A 16,125-nucleotide genomic window follows, 5' to 3' on the forward strand; every position below is an offset into this window, starting at 1 on the left:
ATACTGAATTACGTAACTTTGCACTTAGTCAAACGGCGGTGGAGCCAGCACTTCGCGATTGCCGTTATGGCCCTGTTCGCTGACGATCCCCTGCGCTTCCATCTGTTCGATGATGCGTGCCGCGCGGTTGTAGCCAATGCGGAACTGGCGCTGTACGCCGGAGATGGACGCTTTATGTTTCTCCGTCACAAAGTTAACCGCTTGATCAAATAACGGATCCAGCTCTTCGCCGCCGTCAAAGCCACCACCGCCACCTTCACTTTCGCTGTCGGAGGTGATGCCATCCACATACTGCGGACGCCCACGTGCCTTCCAGTCCTGAACCACCGCATGCACTTCCTGGTCACGGACAAATGCGCCGTGAACACGCACTGGCATTGTGGAGTTCGGCCCGGAGTAAAGCATATCCCCCATCCCCAGCAGCGATTCTGCACCGCCCTGATCGAGGATGGTACGCGAGTCAATCTTACTGGACACGGTGAAGGCAATACGGGTCGGAATGTTGGCCTTGATCAGACCCGTAATCACGTCAACCGACGGACGCTGCGTCGCCAGCACCAGGTGGATCCCTGCCGCACGGGCTTTTTGCGCCAGTCGGGCAATCAACTCTTCAACTTTCTTACCGACGGTCATCATCAGGTCGGCAAATTCATCCACCAGCACAACGATATACGGCAGTTTTTCCAGTACCGGATGCTGTGCATCCATACTGTCACCCGGCTTCCAGTACGGATCCGGAATCGGACGCCCCATCCGCGCGGCTTCGGCAATCTTCTCGTTGTAACCCGCCAGATTACGCACGCCCAGAGCGGACATCAGCTTGTAACGGCGCTCCATCTCGTTAACGCTCCAGCGCAGGGCGTTGGCGGCGTCTTTCATATCGGTGACGACCTCCGTCAGCAAATGCGGAATGCCTTCGTAAACCGACAGTTCCAGCATTTTCGGGTCGATCATGATGAAGCGAACGTCTTCCGGTTGCGCCTTGTAAAGCATGCTGAGGATCATCGCATTCACACCAACCGATTTACCCGAACCGGTTGTACCCGCCACTAACAGGTGTGGCATTTTCGCCAGGTCAGCCACCACCGGATCGCCAGCAATATCTTTACCCAGCACGACGGTCAGCGGCGACGGGTTTTCACGGAATTTCGCGTTATCCAGCACTTCACGCAGATAAACGGTCTGCCGTTTTTTGTTCGGCAATTCCAGGCCTACGTAGGGTTTGCCCGGAATCACTTCCACCACGCGTACAGCGATGGTCGAAAGCGAACGCGCCAGGTCACGAGAGAGGTTGGAAATACGGGCAGCCTTCACGCCCGGTGCCAGATTCAGTTCAAAACGCGTGATCACCGGACCTGGAGAGTAATTCACCACATCAGCCTTGATGCGGAAGTCAGCCAGACGGGCTTCAACCAGTCGCGCCATTTGTTCCAGCGCAAAGGTATCAACCGGCTCGACTTCGCTCGGCGGCTGCGTCAGCAGATCCAGCGACGGCAACGGCGTCGTCGGTCTTTGCAGCGGACGACTGTCACCGTTGCGCATCAGCAACGGGTGAATCAGACTTTCCTGCGGCTGAGGCGCTGCGGGTTGCTGCGGGACCATCGGCTGTTGTGGCTGCTGATACTGCGGCTGCGGGACCACCGGCTGTTGCGGCTGTTGATACTGCGGCTGCGGGGTCACCGGCTGTTGCGGCTGCTGATACTGCGGCTGAGGGACCACCGGCTGTTGTGGCTGCTGATACTGCGGCTGCGGGGCCACCGGTTGTTGCGGCTGCTGATACTGCGGCTGCGGGACCACCGGCTGTTGCGGCTGTTGATACTGCGGCTGCTGTGGCTGCTGAACAGGCACAGGCTCCGGCATCACGCCCGGCGTAAACAACGGCTCATGCGGGCCATTATCCACCAGCGTTTTCATCGGTGAAAACTCAAAATCATCCAGCGAGAACGGATTCGCTCCCGTAGGTTGCTCACCGGCATAGCGTTGCTGCTGCGAAGAGGCAAACTGGCGCGCCAGTTCGGCTTCTGCAGCGACATCTTCATCGTCAGCCTGCGTCACATCTCGCGGATACTCATCGCCATAACGACTTTGCTGTGACTGGGCGAACTGACGAGCCAGTTCATCCTGCTGCATGGCGTCGATTTCATCATCGCTGTATTGCGGATCGTGCTGCCCGGCCTCACGTACTCTCTCCTCAGCCATACGCTGAGACGGTAATTTAATGCCATACGATGCCAGCTCACGGCGCGTCGGTACGCGCACGCGGTTCGGACGAGGCAACTGTGGACCAATCCCTTCTTTCACCTGCGGACGCGGCGCGCCGCCGTTCGCGAGGCTGAAGATCGGCGCTGCTGCTGCCGCAGTCGCACCGGCTGATAACGTCGCATCCTTCACGCCTGCGGCGATCGGTGCAATAGCCGCTGCGGCGTCGACTGGCGGTATGGAAGGCGCGGCTGATGGCGCAGGAGCCACCGATTCCAGCGCGTTAACGGGCTCAGGAATCGGCTGATACCATGCCGCCAGTTGCTCGCGTTCACGCGCGCGCTTCTCTTCCACCTCTTCAAAATAGTACAGCGGCGGACGCGCAGGTTTCGTCTCTTCCACCACCGGTTCAGGCTCTGCAACAGGCATCTGCTGAACCACAGGTTCCTGCGGCCCTGGCTGATAAGCCGGTTGATGATAATTCGGTTGTTGAACGGGCTCTGACGGATAAACCGACTCAGGTTGCCAGGGTTGTTCTGGCGCAGGCTGCGGTTGCTGCCACGGTTGCTGCGGTACGCCTGGCTGTAAATAACCTGTTTCAGGGCCAACAGGCGCAGTGTATTGCTGTTCAGTCGGAACGGGCTGTTGCCATGACTCATACTGCGCGTGTTGCGGTTGCGCATACTGAGCGTGTGGCGGATAGCCTTCCGGCGCCGGAGCGATAGCCGGCTCGCCGGTTTGCGGCCCTGGAACAGGCTGCCATTCAACGGCAGGTTGTACAGAAACGGTTTCCGCTCCCGACATAGGTGGCGTTTGCATAATCGGATCGACCGGGGCGGCCCAGGCCTGAGTCGCAGCCGTTGCTGCTGCCGCAGCGACCGGTTCGGTCACCGAATGACCGTTTAAAAGCGGATCGTATTCATCATATTCTGGTTGCGTTGCACGATGTCCAGAGAACAGCACATCGCCAGGATCCGCTTCGACGCCACGCGCGCTGTATGCTACCTCATCTTCGTCATCCATGCGTCTGCCAGAGAACAGCGCCGCATCGGTCTGACGACCATGCGGGTTGATAAATTTTTCAGCCAGACGTTTACGGCGCGCCAGCGCTCCGCGAAGAATACGCGCCCGACGAGATTCACGTCTCCCGCCATCAGCTTCATCTTCATATTCTTCATCGTCTTCGTATTCGTCGTCTTCTACCCAGGTATCATCACGACGCGTTCGGTTGCTGGCAAAAGTCAGAATATTGAGCAGCCAGCCACCGAGTTTTTCGGCGATGCTAACCCATGACCAACCGGTAAAGAGCGTCAGCCCCGCGGCCCACACGCACAAAAGCGTAATGGTGCCGCCACTGCTGTGCAGCAGTGGTTGCAGCGTAGTACTCAACAGACTGCCAATCACCCCGCCAGACGCGAAGTACCAGATATCGTCAGCATTGATTGCGGCCAGGCCACAGGAGGTGAGGATAAGCGCCAGCACGCCAATGATGCGCAGTGAGACGGCAAAATAGTCGATATAGTCATCGGTCGCCTGATGACGCCAGGCAAACCAGCAGCCGCCCACAATGATGACTGGAATGGTGTACGCCATCACCCCAAAGATAAAGAACAGGGTATCTGCCAGCCACGCACCCGGAGCCCCCCCCAGATTATGGATAGGCTCATGCCAGGCCGTTTGCGACCAACTGGGATCAGAAGGATTAAAGCTCAGTAAGGCTGCCATCAGCCAGACGGCAAAAAGGGCAATAAGAATTAACAACGCCTCCAGAAGTCGGCGCCCGCTGCTTAACTTTGTCAATGTGACTTCTTTGTCTTCAGTGTATTCCTGGCTCAAAAAAGGCTCTCCAGGTTTCAGGCTTTTCCTGCCCGGTGCTAAAACGGACAACAGCACCGGGTTACCCCGGCACTGTTGCTGTATGGATTAACAGGAGTGTAATCAAAATACGCCGATTTTGCACCTGTTCCGTATTAGCGCGTCTTAATAACCAGACGATTACTCTGTTTGACTTCTTCCATTACCACGTAAGTACGTGTGTCATTCACGCCAGGCAGACGCAGCAGGGTTTCCCCCAACAGCTTACGGTACGCTGACATATCCGGCACACGTGTTTTCAACAGGTAGTCGAAATCACCGGACACCAAATGACACTCTTGAATTTCTTCAAGTTTCTGTACGGCAGCATTGAATTGTTCAAACACATCCGGAGCGCCACGATTCAGAGTAATCTCAACAAATACCAGAAGTGATGCATCCAGATAATGCGGGTTTAACAGAGCGGTATAGCCCTGAATGAAACCCTGTCTTTCCAGACGACGCACACGCTCAAGGCAGGGCGTCGGGGAAAGTCCCACTCGTTTAGAAAGCTCGACGTTAGAAATACGCCCATCCTTTTGCAACTCATTAAGAATGTTACGATCGATACGGTCGAGATCTTTGCCAGGGCGCTTTTTGCTATCTACCATTATTATTGTCTCTCTGTATTCCTTCCCTACTCCTGCCTGACTCATCAAACATCATTGTCGAGAGTCGATGCCCATCACAATAGACCGAAACCCAGAGGATTAACGGCGCGCAATGCCTGGGTCTATAGTGAGAAGACCGTTGCCTGAAGGCAGCTATCGACATCACGAATGGCGTCTGTCCACGCCATGCGTAGATTTCGCTAGCCCGGTAAACATGGTATTTATATGCATGATTATGCGGCACACACACAACACTGTTTTTTTCTTCCTCGAATGTTTTCGCAAAACGGCAGGTGATTGTCAAAGTAAAACATCGATTTTTAGTACAACATGCCAGTTATTCATTATGCGTTAAGACAATTCGTCATTTTATCACCTTATAACTGACCGACTTTAAGTAGAATTCTTTATAGTGACACTGCCGATTTGTTCACTTATTGGCCTCGCCTATTGCACAAATTGTTAACAAAATCGCTATACTCTTTTTTTACGCCACCAAATTCCCTACAATCCAGCCCATTGCCTGCCAACAACAATGAGGATCTCATGGGCACGACCAAACACAGTAAACTGCTTATCCTGGGTTCCGGCCCGGCGGGATACACCGCGGCGGTCTATGCTGCGCGCGCAAACCTGCAGCCGGTGCTGATTACCGGTATGGAAAAAGGCGGTCAACTGACCACCACGACCGAAGTGGAAAACTGGCCTGGCGATCCGAACGATCTGACCGGTCCCCTGCTGATGGAGCGTATGCACGAGCATGCGACTAAGTTTGAAACCGAGATCATCTTCGATCACATCAATAAAGTGGACCTGCAAAACCGTCCGTTCCGTCTGACAGGTGACAGTGCAGAGTACACCTGTGATGCGCTGATTATCGCCACCGGTGCGTCCGCTCGCTATCTCGGTCTGCCGTCAGAAGAGGCGTTCAAAGGTCGTGGCGTTTCTGCCTGCGCAACCTGTGACGGCTTTTTCTATCGCAACCAGAAGGTCGCGGTTATCGGCGGCGGTAACACGGCCGTTGAAGAAGCGCTGTATCTGGCGAACATCGCCTCTGAAGTTCACCTGATTCACCGCCGTGACGGCTTTCGCGCGGAAAAAATTCTGATTAAACGTCTGATGGACAAAGTGGAGAACGGCAACATTGTGTTGCACACCCACCGCACGCTGGAAGAAGTAACCGGCGATCAGATGGGCGTTACCGGTCTGCGCCTGCGCGATACGCAGAATGCAGACAACATTGAGTCGCTGGAGGTCGCGGGACTGTTTGTTGCCATCGGCCACAGCCCGAACACGGCGATTTTCGAAGGTCAGCTTGAGCTTGAAAACGGCTACATCAAAGTACAGTCCGGCAGTCACGGTAACGCGACCCAGACCAGCATCCCGGGCGTCTTCGCTGCGGGCGACGTGATGGACCACATGTATCGTCAGGCTATCACCTCCGCAGGCACCGGTTGTATGGCTGCGCTGGATGCCGAACGTTACCTCGATGGTTTAGCCGACGCGTGCAAATAGTTTTTACAAATCAGTAACAAAAGTAAATAAGGCGACTATAAGTCGCCTTTATTTTTGCCCCGTTGTAACATTGCCCTGCCAAAAAATTCTGATAACTCACCTGCAAAGCGCGCAATGAATAAAACTCGTCAAAAAGAGCTAACCCTCTGGTTAAAACAGCAAAGTGTCATTTCCCAACGCTGGCTCATGATTTCCCGTCTGCTGGGGTTCGTGAGTGGCGTACTGATTGTCGCTCAGGCCTGGATCATGGCTCGCATTCTGCAACATATGATCATGGATAACATCCCGCGCGAGGCATTGCTGTTGCCCTTTGTCGTGCTGGTGCTGATCTTTATCCTGCGTGCCTGGGTGGTATGGCTACGCGAACGCGTGGGATTCCATGCGGGACAACATATCCGATTTGAGATCCGCCGCCAGGTCCTCAATCGCCTGCAACAGGCCGGTCCGGCGTGGATTCAGGGGCGACCGGCGGGAAGTTGGGCCACGCTAGTGCTGGAACAAATTGACGATATGCACGATTACTACGCCCGCTATCTGCCGCAGATGGCGCTGGCAGTGTGTGTGCCCATCCTGATCGTGGCGGCTATTTTTCCCTCGAACTGGGCCGCCGCGCTGATTCTGCTCGGCACCGCGCCGCTTATCCCTCTGTTCATGGCGATGGTCGGTATGGGCGCAGCCGATGCTAACCGTCGTAACTTCCTGGCGCTGGCTCGTCTGAGCGGGCATTTTCTCGATCGCTTACGCGGAATGGATACCCTGCGCATTTTTGGTCGCGGTGAAGCCGAAACAGAAAGCATCCGCGTCGCGTCGCAAGATTTCCGCCAGCGCACGATGGAAGTGCTACGCCTTGCCTTTTTATCATCGGGTGTACTGGAATTTTTCACCTCGCTTTCCATCGCGCTGGTCGCTGTTTACTTTGGCTTTTCCTACCTCGGCGAACTTAATTTCGGCCACTATGGTACGGGCGTGACGCTGGCGGCAGGCTTCCTGGCCCTCATTCTGGCCCCTGAGTTTTTCCAGCCGCTGCGCGATTTGGGTACGTTTTATCACGCCAGGGCGCAGGCGGTGGGTGCGGCTGACAGTCTGAAAACCTTTATGGAAACGCCGCTCGCCCACCCGGAACGCGGCGAGGTTGAATTATCCGCGCAAGAACCTGTTTCCATTGATGCTGAAAATCTCATTATCACCTCCCCGGAAGGTAAAACGCTGGCAGGACCACTGAACTTCTCGCTTCCTGCCGGGCAGCGTACCGTGCTGGTCGGTCGTAGCGGTTCAGGTAAGAGTTCGTTGTTGAATGCACTTTCCGGCTTCCTTTCCTATCAGGGATCGCTGCGCATTAACGGTGTGGAACTGCGCGATTTGTCTCCAGAGTCCTGGCGCAAGCATCTCTCCTGGGTGGGGCAAAACCCACAGTTGCCCGCAGCAACGATACGGGAAAACGTTTTGCTGGCGCGCCCGAATGCCAGCGAGCAAGAACTGCGCGCAGCACTCGACAGCGCCTGGGTCAGTGAATTCCTGCCGCTGTTGCCGCAGGGTGTTGATACACCCGTTGGCGATCAGGCAGGACGCCTGTCCGTCGGCCAGGCTCAACGCGTAGCAGTCGCACGTGCGCTCCTTAATCCCTGCAAGTTACTGCTGCTGGACGAACCGGCTGCCAGCCTGGATGCCCATAGTGAACAGCGGGTCATGCAGGCGCTGAAAACTGCCTCAAAACGCCAGACAACGCTAATGGTCACGCACCAGCTTGAAGATCTTGCCGACTGGGACACGATTTGGGTGATGCAGGACGGACAGATTATCGAACAAGGCTCCTGGGCCGAGTTGAGTTCCGCCAGCGGCGCGTTTGCAACGCTGTTGGCCCATCGTCAGGAGGAGATCTAAATGCGCGCGCTGCTGCCTTATCTGACGCTCTATAAACGTCACAAGTGGATGTTAACGCTGGGCATCGTGTTGGCCATTATCACTCTGCTCGCCAGTATTGGCCTGCTGACGCTGTCCGGCTGGTTTCTTTCAGCGTCGGCCGTGGCGGGCTTTGCCGGTATCTACAGTTTTAACTACATGCTTCCTGCCGCGGGCGTACGCGGCGCGGCCATTACCCGGACTGCCGGACGCTATTTCGAGCGGCTGGTCAGCCATGATGCGACCTTCCGCGTGCTGCAACATTTGCGCATTCACACCTTCAGCAAACTGTTGCCGCTCTCCCCTGCCGGACTGGCTCGCTATCGTCAGGGTGAATTGTTGAACCGCATTGTGGCAGATGTGGATACGCTGGATCACCTCTACCTGCGCGTCATTTCCCCTCTGGTGGGTGCTTTTGTGGTAATTATGGTCGTGACGATCGGTCTGAGCGTACTTGACGTCACCCTCGCCTGCACCCTCGGCGGTGTGATGCTGCTGACGCTGTTTATTATGCCGCCCGTATTTTATCGCGCCGGGAAAACCACCGGACAGAACCTGACGCATCTGCGCGGACAGTATCGTCAGCAACTGACTGCGTGGTTACAGGGCCAGGCTGAACTGACTATTTTTGGCGCCAGCGACCGTTATCGCGCACAGATGGAAGCCACAGAGTTACAGTGGCACGAAGCACAGCGCCGACAGTCTGAACTGACGGCACTGTCACAGGCGCTAATGTTGCTGATCGGCGCCGTTGCCATATTACTGATGCTGTGGATGGCAGCAGGCGGCGTGGGTGGTAACACCCAGCCGGGCGCGCTGATTGCTCTGTTTGTCTTTTGCGCGCTGGCGGCGTTTGAAGCGCTGGCTCCGGTTACCGGTGCATTTCAGCATCTGGGACAGGTCATCGCCTCCGCCATGCGGATCACCGAGTTAACCGAACAGAAGCCGGAAGTCATTTTCCCGACCGACGTGTCGGACGTCCCGGCTAAGGTTACTCTGACGCTGCGTGACGTTGCATTCAGCTATCCCGGGCAGGCGCAAAAAGCGCTGGATTCGCTCTCTCTTCAGGTGAATCCTGGCGAGCACATTGCCATTCTTGGTCGTACTGGGTGCGGTAAATCGACATTGCTGCAACTGCTCACGCGCGCGTGGGATCCGCAGCAGGGCGAGATCCTGCTCAACGACCGTCCGATTGCGGCATTGAATGAAGCGACGCTGCGCAAGACCATCAGCGTCGTGCCGCAGCGTGTGCACTTGTTCAGCGCCACCCTACGCGACAACCTGCGGCTTGCCGCACCCGACGCCAGTGACGAACAGTTGACAGACACGCTGCGCCGCGTCGGACTGGAGAAACTCCTCGACGATACCGGCCTCAATAGCTGGCTGGGAGAAGGCGGTCGTCAGTTATCCGGTGGGGAACTACGCCGTCTGGCGATCGCCCGTGCCCTGCTGCACGATGCGCCGCTGATGCTGCTTGATGAACCAACGGAAGGACTGGATGCGACCACCGAAAGCCAAATGCTTGAATTACTGGCGGATGTAATGCGTGGTAAAACGTTACTGATGGTGACGCATCGCCTGCGCGGGCTCGCGCGTTTTGATCAAATAATAGTAATGGACAACGGCCAAATTATTGAGCAAGGTAATCACGCAGATCTGTTAGCGCAGCAGGGGCGTTATTACCAGTTTAAGCAAGGTCTGTAAGCTATTATTGAACGATCCGACTCGCGTACTGGAGTTCTGCTGTCATGCGCCTGGTTCAGCTTTCCCGACACTCTATCGCCTTCCCTTCGCCGGAGGGCGCTTTACGCGAGCCAAACGGCCTGCTGGCGCTTGGGGGCGATCTGAGCCCTGCGCGGCTGCTGATGGCCTATCAGCGCGGCATTTTCCCGTGGTTTTCCCCTGGCGACCCTATTCTCTGGTGGTCGCCGGACCCTCGGGCCATTCTGTGGCCTGACACTTTTCATATTAGCCGCAGCATGAAGCGCTTTCATAAGCGCTCTCCGTATCGTGTCACCCTGAATTATGCGTTTGGTCAGGTCATCGACGGGTGCGCCAACGATCGCGATGAAGGGACATGGATAACTCAGGGCGTGGTGGAAGCCTATCACCGACTGCACGAACTGGGACACGCGCATTCCATTGAGGTCTGGCGCGACAATGAGCTGGTCGGTGGTATGTATGGCGTTTCCCAGGGAGCCCTGTTTTGCGGTGAGTCAATGTTCAGTCGGCAAGAGAATGCGTCAAAAACCGCGCTACTGGTTTTTTGTGCAGAATTTGTCCGTCACGGCGGCAAATTAATGGATTGCCAGGTGCTCAATAGCCATACCGAATCGCTAGGGGCGGTCGAAATTTCGCGTCGGGTGTATCTGGAACACCTCGATGCGTTACGCCAACAACGTTTACCTCGCGATTTTTGGGTCCCTCGTACGTTATTTTTGCCCCTGAAGTGAATGTTTTCGGCACATTTTTTGTCAGGGTGTTATAATTGCGTCGCAGAGTTGGTTTAGCCCATTACCCCGCTGCCGTTAAGGATCCGTTCGCGTCAGGTAACGCCATCGTTTATCTCATCGCTCCCTTATACGTTGCGCTTCACGTGCGGCTTTGCCGTGTGCTTTTTAAGCAAACCGGAGTAATGCGCCAAATTTTGTTTGCTGCGTTTTAAACGTGCAAATCTTTACTTATTAAAAGAACTTCGGCATTATCTTGCCGGTTCAAATTACGGTAGTGATACCCCAGAGGATTAGATGGCCAAAGAAGACAATATTGAAATGCAGGGTACCGTTCTCGAAACGTTACCTAATACCATGTTCCGCGTAGAGTTAGAAAACGGTCACGTGGTTACTGCACACATCTCCGGTAAAATGCGTAAAAACTACATCCGCATCCTGACGGGCGACAAAGTGACTGTTGAGCTGACCCCGTACGACCTGAGCAAAGGCCGCATTGTCTTCCGTAGTCGCTGATTGTTTTCACGCCCGAATGGCGTACCAATAATAAAAGGTCGGTCTATCCGGCCTTTTTTGTTGTGTAGAAATCACCTACTCCTCCGTCATCCGCGCGTACTCGTCCGTCAGGAAATCCACCAGCGCTCTCACCGACGGCAGCAATCCCCTGCGTGAAGGAAAAACCGCATGAATCACCTCTCTTCGGGGTTCCCATCCTTCCAGTAACGAAACCAGTTCACCCGCCGCCAGCTGTTCTTTGACCATTAAGATGGGAAGCTGTACGGCACCGACGCCGGCGATAGCCGCCTCACGCAATACCAACATATCAGTCGTGATAAATCGCGGGGTAAAGTGTACTTCCGCTCTGGCCCCTTGTGGACCGTACAACTCCCAGCGATGAATATGCTTTCCGGATGCCAGACTCAGTCCGGGCCAGCGGCTTAATTCCGCCGGTGATGCAGGGACACCCATGCGTGCGATCAATGCCGGACTGGCAAATAACCGGTGTGCGCGGTCAGCAAGAACCCGCATAACCAGATCGCTGTCCTCAATCGGGCGCGGTCGTACTCTGATAGCAATATCAACGCCTTCACCCACCACATCAACACGACGATTCGTCGCTTCGAGTTGCAGCGTGACATCGGGATAGCGTGCCATAAATTTCGCCAGCATCGGCCCCACGTGAACGTGGAGCAGCGTGACCGGACACGTCAGCTTCACCACGCCACGAGGTTCGACCTGCAATGCGGCAATCGCATCCTGCGCCGCCTGTGCTTCTACCAGCATCGCTTTGCAGTGCTCGTAGAACGTTTGCCCCACTTCCGTAACGTTAAACTGCCGCGTCGTCCGCTGGATGAGTCGCACACCCAGTTGCTCCTCCAGTTGCGCGATGCGCCGACTGAGCTTTGATTTAGGTTCGTCTAACGCGCGGCCTGCCGCGGCAAACCCTCCCTGCTCCACGACATGGACAAACCACGCAAAATCATTGAGGTCCGGCTTTGCCATTTATTGTTCCATTTTCAGAACGATGAGATTCATTTTAGCGACTACTCACCTCGCTGTCATGAATATAAGCTTATTCACAGGCAGGAATACCATTGAGGAGATAATGATGAAACAGGTTACAGGCGTCTATACCGCACCTCGCCCGCACTGGGTTGGCGATGGATTTCCGGTTCGTTCACTGTTTTCGTACCAGTCCCACGCGCAGCAGCTGAGCCCGTTTCTGCTGCTCGACTATGCGGGTCCCCATACGTTCACGCCGGGAACGAAAAAGCGTGGTGTGGGTGAACATCCCCACCGCGGTTTTGAAACGGTGACAATAGTGTACAGCGGTGAAGTTGAGCATCGCGACTCAACGGGTCGCGGCGGCATTATTGGCCCTGGCGACGTGCAGTGGATGACGGCAGGCGCAGGCATTTTGCATGAAGAATTTCATTCTGAAGCCTTCACCCGCAAGGGAGGAGAACTGGAGATGGTGCAACTGTGGGTAAACCTGCCAGCGAAAGACAAAATGACGTCACCGGGATACCAGAGCATCACTCAGGAACACATCCCAACCGTTGAGTTGCCGAACGAGGCAGGAACAGTACGAATCATTGCCGGTCAGTATCAGCAGACGACAGGACCGGCTCACACGTTCTCGCCGCTGAACGTCTGGGATATGCGGCTGCAGCAGGCGCGCCCGTTGACACTTTTGCAGCCAGAGGGGTGGAGTACCGCACTGGTGATCCTGAAAGGTTCAATCAGGGTAAATGGCTCGACAACGGCAAATGAGGGGCAACTGGTCGTATTAAGTCAGCAAGGAGACTCAGTGCATCTGGAAGCCAGCGGTGATGCCAGCGTGTTGTTGCTGTCGGGGGAACCGCTGAATGAACCGGTAGTCGGTTACGGTCCGTTTGTCATGAATACCAAACAAGAAATTGCAGAAGCCGTTCGCGATTTTAACGCTGGCCGCTTTGGTCAAATCTGACCGGGAGGAGGTTGTAAGAATAGCAAAATGCGGGATTCATAACGCAGAAAAGCTTCCCCGACGGCATCGTTCGGGGAAGCTGTACAATGCGTAACCAAACGATAAGCAAAGCGTAAATACTGCTTGACCGTTTTAGCGCAACTCCATATAGTAGCGCCCCGTTGCTCCCCAAGCGGTCAGGCAACAATACAATATGGTGAGGTGTCCGAGTGGCTGAAGGAGCACGCCTGGAAAGTGTGTATACGGCAACGTATCGGGGGTTCGAATCCCCCCCTCACCGCCATATTTAAGAAAGAGCTCGTACGCAAGTACGGGCTTTTTTTTCGCATATTGCACACACCTGGGGGGATGAGAGCCCCCGACCGGGGGTCGACAACGGGCGCAGCCCGTTGGACAGACCGCGAACATCGTGAGCGGGCTGCCCGTCAGGGCGAGCGAAGCGAGTCAATCCCCCCCTCACCGCCATATTTAAGAAAGAGCTCGTACGCAAGTACGGGCTTTTTTTTCGCATATTGCACACGCCGTGGGGGGATGAGAATCCCCGACCGGGGTCGACAACGGGCGCAGCCCGTTGGACAGACCGCGAACTTCGTGAGCGGGCTGCCCGTCAGGGCGAGCGAAGCGAGTCAATCCCCCCCTCACCGCCATCTTTAAGAAAGAGCTCGTACGCAAGTACGGGCTTTTTTTTCGCATATTGCACGCACTGCGGGGGGATGAGATCAGAGATTTCCACCCGGGTAATGAAATCATCTGCAATTTTATTCAATACACATCAGAGCAGCGACCGATATTCTGTCAGAAATAGTGCTAAGGAGAGAATGTCAATGCCGCTATGTTATGCCTCTGAAATTCATACGAGATTCAGGCAACTTCGTTCTGCGACGATCGGTGTTAATGGTATTCACGCAGATGCTAATTCGGGCGCACAAGTGGCTCAGTTACTTGCAGTCGCAGATAAGCGACTGACGGCGACTCGCGAAGGCGAGTTTGCGGAGATTAAAGCCTGGCGTCGTGCTTTTTCCGAGTTAGGCCTTAAGCCTACACAATATCGCTGCGCATCGGAATCTCTGTTAAGACGGTATCGCAAGAGCGGAGAGTTGCCGACGCTACATCCGCTGATTGACCTGTGTAATGCGGCTTCCCTCGCCTTTGCCATACCGGTTGCTGCATTTGACATCAACCGGATCAGCGGTGCGTTAACAGTGCGTTCGGCCTGTGGGGATGAACTCTATGAGACGTTTTCCGGGGAAACTGAACACCCTGAACCCGGTGAAGTTATCTTTGTCGATGATTCCGGACGAGCCCATGCCCGACGCTGGACTCATCGACAAAGCGGTTGGTCGGCCGTTCGCCAACGTACGTCCAACGTGCTGATTGTCGCCGAAGCTTTGCACGAAACCGCACAGGATGACGTTGAAAACCTTATTGTCGCACTCACAGACGCCATATCTCAGGTATGGCCTGCAGCCATACGGACGGACATAAAGCGCTTATGAACCCAGCGCTTCGGTTTGCTGGTAATGGGTATTTGCGACGGTGGTACGTTGATACATTATTGCCAGGGCAAAAGTATTATCATCAATAAAGACGGTACCCCGCACGAGTGTGGGTATTTGTCTCTGAGCCATACTCTTCCCCATTATCCCGAGCAGTGGTATCCCATGATAATTTCGGGCTTTATTTTACGATGATAATTCCTGGGATTAATCAGTTTCAGGGAGGCTGCTGCGCTCAGATTAGGCAGTAACTTATTCATTCGTCGGCATTCGGGATATAGCTTTCATCTGTCTATACCACTCACATTCATTCTGGATTTGTGATTGAAAAATAAAGACTGGTATAAACACTTCCGTTCAGTTCTCCGAACAGGCATAGTGACGAATGAGGATTTTTTTCACAACAGGAGTTGCCATGTTTTCTTATGTCATGTTGGGTACCAATAACCCGGAAGTTTCTTATAAATTTTATGCGCCGCTAATGGACGTGCTGGGATATCCTCTGGATGGTCGAAGTGAGAAAGGCGCCGCCTGGGGCACGTTTAAAAATAATAATTCCACAGGGCTATGTGTTGGCCTTCCCTTTAATCAACGTCCGGCAACATTTGGCAATGGCGTGATGGTGGCACTTAATGCCCCCTCCGTTGATATAATTAACAAGCTCTATGCCTTAGCGTTAGAAAACGGTGGCGAGGATGATGGTCCTCCTGGCTACCGCCCACACTATGGTGATGATTTTTACAGTGCTTATGTCCGCGATCCTGACAAGAACAAAATTGCTTTTGTTTTTTACGATCCGACAAAAAAATAAAGCCCACTGTATTTGATATGTGCCTGCTCTGCCTCAACGTTTATCGTCTGCGACCTTTTATGGCTCTACAGGCCATCCGTTGATTCATTAACTTAGCTGAAACATCCTGACACTCTGCATGAATAAGCAAAGTGTCAGGATGTTATCTCAGTGTGAAAATAAACATCACATTGTAACAGACCAGGATTAATACCAGGAAAACGCTATTATTCTGATTTATTGGAATTCTGTGCAATCAGACGCAGATACTCATTGTTTTTAAACGCAATCATAATAAGTTCAAACATGACGCGACAGCCAACCAGACTAAAAGCCGTGCCAAATAATCCTGCAATGATTTGACCATTAAATATAGAAATCACGCCAACAACGGCCACTAAAACCATAAAAATCCAGTATAAAAACACCATGATTTTAGGAGTCAGCAGACTATCGAAACCCAGAATTACTTTCATTTGGCTATCCTTAATAAATAAAATTTGAAGAAAACTGCAAGAACAACATATATTATCTATTTCAAAATGTAAATACTGATTTATTAGTCTGGCTACTATTCTATTTCGTTCTATTGCGAGACAATTGAAGGTAAGAATTTTCCGTGAATAGCGTGATAATGATTTCAGGATTATAATATTAGCTAAGCATGGGATATAATTTCATGAAATAAATATTGGCATTTATTATTAACTAATTATTAATATTCATCTTACCGTTTCCTCTGCTGGGTAGAATAATCTGAAGGTAAAACGATAAGGGAGCCATGGGGAAGAAAACCGACCTATGAGGCAGATGTTTGTCTGTCCAGATAATAGAGAACCGG

Annotated in this window: 13 protein-coding genes and 1 tRNA gene; 9 read left to right on the forward strand and 5 right to left on the reverse strand. The window is 53.8% G+C overall.

The features are described from left to right. Positions 1-24 precede the first annotated feature (24 nt). Both ftsK and lrp read right to left on the reverse strand, forming a co-directional pair. Entirely contained in the window at positions 25-4,035 is a 4,011-nt protein-coding gene (gene ftsK, locus QQZ17_RS21610) for a DNA translocase FtsK (protein WP_152405274.1), read from the reverse strand. A 134-nt stretch (positions 4,036-4,169) separates the two neighbouring features. Beyond that, positions 4,170-4,664 (reverse strand): leucine-responsive transcriptional regulator Lrp, encoded by a 495-nt coding sequence (gene lrp, locus QQZ17_RS21615; RefSeq protein ID WP_000228469.1) that lies wholly within the window; start codon positions 4,662-4,664, stop codon positions 4,170-4,172. A gap of 546 nt (positions 4,665-5,210) precedes the next feature. Here lrp and trxB point away from each other — a divergent pair. From trxB to infA, 5 genes are all read left to right on the forward strand, one after another. Beyond that, entirely contained in the window at positions 5,211-6,179 is a 969-nt protein-coding gene (gene trxB / locus QQZ17_RS21620; protein ID WP_284554176.1) for a thioredoxin-disulfide reductase, read from the forward strand. A 114-nt stretch (positions 6,180-6,293) separates the two neighbouring features. Next, positions 6,294-8,060 (forward strand): heme ABC transporter permease/ATP-binding protein CydD, encoded by a 1,767-nt coding sequence (gene cydD / locus QQZ17_RS21625; protein WP_152405276.1) that lies wholly within the window; start codon positions 6,294-6,296, stop codon positions 8,058-8,060. Beyond that, a complete protein-coding gene (gene cydC, locus QQZ17_RS21630; RefSeq protein WP_152405277.1) occupies positions 8,061-9,782 on the forward strand; it encodes a heme ABC transporter ATP-binding protein/permease CydC in 1,722 nt (573 codons plus the stop codon). Between the two features lie 44 nt (positions 9,783-9,826). Next, the gene (gene aat, locus QQZ17_RS21635; protein ID WP_152405278.1) at positions 9,827-10,531 is read left to right on the forward strand and encodes a leucyl/phenylalanyl-tRNA--protein transferase; all 705 of its coding nucleotides are present in this window, start codon (positions 9,827-9,829) and stop codon (positions 10,529-10,531) included. A 294-nt stretch (positions 10,532-10,825) separates the two neighbouring features. Continuing rightward, entirely contained in the window at positions 10,826-11,044 is a 219-nt protein-coding gene (gene infA / locus QQZ17_RS21645; RefSeq protein ID WP_001040187.1) for a translation initiation factor IF-1, read from the forward strand. Between the two features lie 75 nt (positions 11,045-11,119). Here the strand turns inward: infA and QQZ17_RS21650 are convergent, their stop codons facing one another. After that, positions 11,120-12,031 (reverse strand): LysR family transcriptional regulator, encoded by a 912-nt coding sequence (locus tag QQZ17_RS21650; RefSeq protein ID WP_152405279.1) that lies wholly within the window; start codon positions 12,029-12,031, stop codon positions 11,120-11,122. A 106-nt stretch (positions 12,032-12,137) separates the two neighbouring features. Here QQZ17_RS21650 and QQZ17_RS21655 point away from each other — a divergent pair, with 106 nt between their 5' ends. From QQZ17_RS21655 to QQZ17_RS21665, 3 genes are all read left to right on the forward strand, one after another. After that, entirely contained in the window at positions 12,138-12,998 is an 861-nt protein-coding gene (locus QQZ17_RS21655) for a pirin family protein (RefSeq protein WP_152406366.1), read from the forward strand. Positions 12,999-13,193: 195 nt separating this feature from the next. Beyond that, positions 13,194-13,281: transfer RNA gene (locus tag QQZ17_RS21660), tRNA-Ser, on the forward strand. 646 nt (positions 13,282-13,927) lie between these two features. Next, a complete protein-coding gene (locus QQZ17_RS21665; RefSeq protein ID WP_199800595.1) occupies positions 13,928-14,494 on the forward strand; it encodes a B3/B4 domain-containing protein in 567 nt (188 codons plus the stop codon). Here the strand turns inward: QQZ17_RS21665 and QQZ17_RS21670 are convergent. Continuing rightward, positions 14,489-14,626, reverse strand: a complete 138-nt coding sequence (locus QQZ17_RS21670; RefSeq protein ID WP_178827978.1) for a hypothetical protein — start codon at positions 14,624-14,626, stop codon at positions 14,489-14,491. The two genes, QQZ17_RS21665 and QQZ17_RS21670, sit on opposite strands and share 6 nt — an antisense overlap. Positions 14,627-14,909: 283 nt before the next feature. Here QQZ17_RS21670 and QQZ17_RS21675 point away from each other — a divergent pair, with 283 nt between their 5' ends. Then, positions 14,910-15,305, forward strand: a complete 396-nt coding sequence (locus QQZ17_RS21675; protein WP_152405280.1) for a VOC family protein — start codon at positions 14,910-14,912, stop codon at positions 15,303-15,305. 206 nt (positions 15,306-15,511) lie between these two features. Here QQZ17_RS21675 and QQZ17_RS21680 read toward each other — a convergent pair whose 3' ends face one another. Continuing rightward, the gene (locus QQZ17_RS21680) at positions 15,512-15,760 is read right to left on the reverse strand and encodes a DUF4282 domain-containing protein (protein ID WP_152405281.1); all 249 of its coding nucleotides are present in this window, start codon (positions 15,758-15,760) and stop codon (positions 15,512-15,514) included. Positions 15,761-16,125: the final 365 nt, after the last annotated feature.

Source organism: Citrobacter sp. T1.2D-1 (assembly GCF_950098555.1).
Classification (GTDB): Bacteria; Pseudomonadota; Gammaproteobacteria; order Enterobacterales; family Enterobacteriaceae; genus Citrobacter_A; species Citrobacter_A telavivensis.

Bases quoted from the DNA above. Each gene is read 5' to 3' on its own strand.
- lrp (WP_000228469.1), bottom strand. From the start codon at position 4,664: ATGGTAGATAGCAAAAAGCGCCCTGGCAAAGATCTCGACCGTATCGAT.
- cydC (WP_152405277.1), top strand. From the start codon at position 8,061: ATGCGCGCGCTGCTGCCTTATCTGACGCTCTATAAACGTCACAAGTGG.
- QQZ17_RS21675 (WP_152405280.1), top strand. From the start codon at position 14,910: ATGTTTTCTTATGTCATGTTGGGTACCAATAACCCGGAAGTTTCTTAT.
- QQZ17_RS21650 (WP_152405279.1), bottom strand. From the start codon at position 12,031: ATGGCAAAGCCGGACCTCAATGATTTTGCGTGGTTTGTCCATGTCGTG.
- cydD (WP_152405276.1), top strand. From the start codon at position 6,294: ATGAATAAAACTCGTCAAAAAGAGCTAACCCTCTGGTTAAAACAGCAA.
- trxB (WP_284554176.1), top strand. From the start codon at position 5,211: ATGGGCACGACCAAACACAGTAAACTGCTTATCCTGGGTTCCGGCCCG.
- QQZ17_RS21670 (WP_178827978.1), bottom strand. From the start codon at position 14,626: ATGGCTCAGAGACAAATACCCACACTCGTGCGGGGTACCGTCTTTATT.
- QQZ17_RS21655 (WP_152406366.1), top strand. From the start codon at position 12,138: ATGAAACAGGTTACAGGCGTCTATACCGCACCTCGCCCGCACTGGGTT.
- infA (WP_001040187.1), top strand. From the start codon at position 10,826: ATGGCCAAAGAAGACAATATTGAAATGCAGGGTACCGTTCTCGAAACG.
- aat (WP_152405278.1), top strand. From the start codon at position 9,827: ATGCGCCTGGTTCAGCTTTCCCGACACTCTATCGCCTTCCCTTCGCCG.
- QQZ17_RS21680 (WP_152405281.1), bottom strand. From the start codon at position 15,760: ATGAAAGTAATTCTGGGTTTCGATAGTCTGCTGACTCCTAAAATCATG.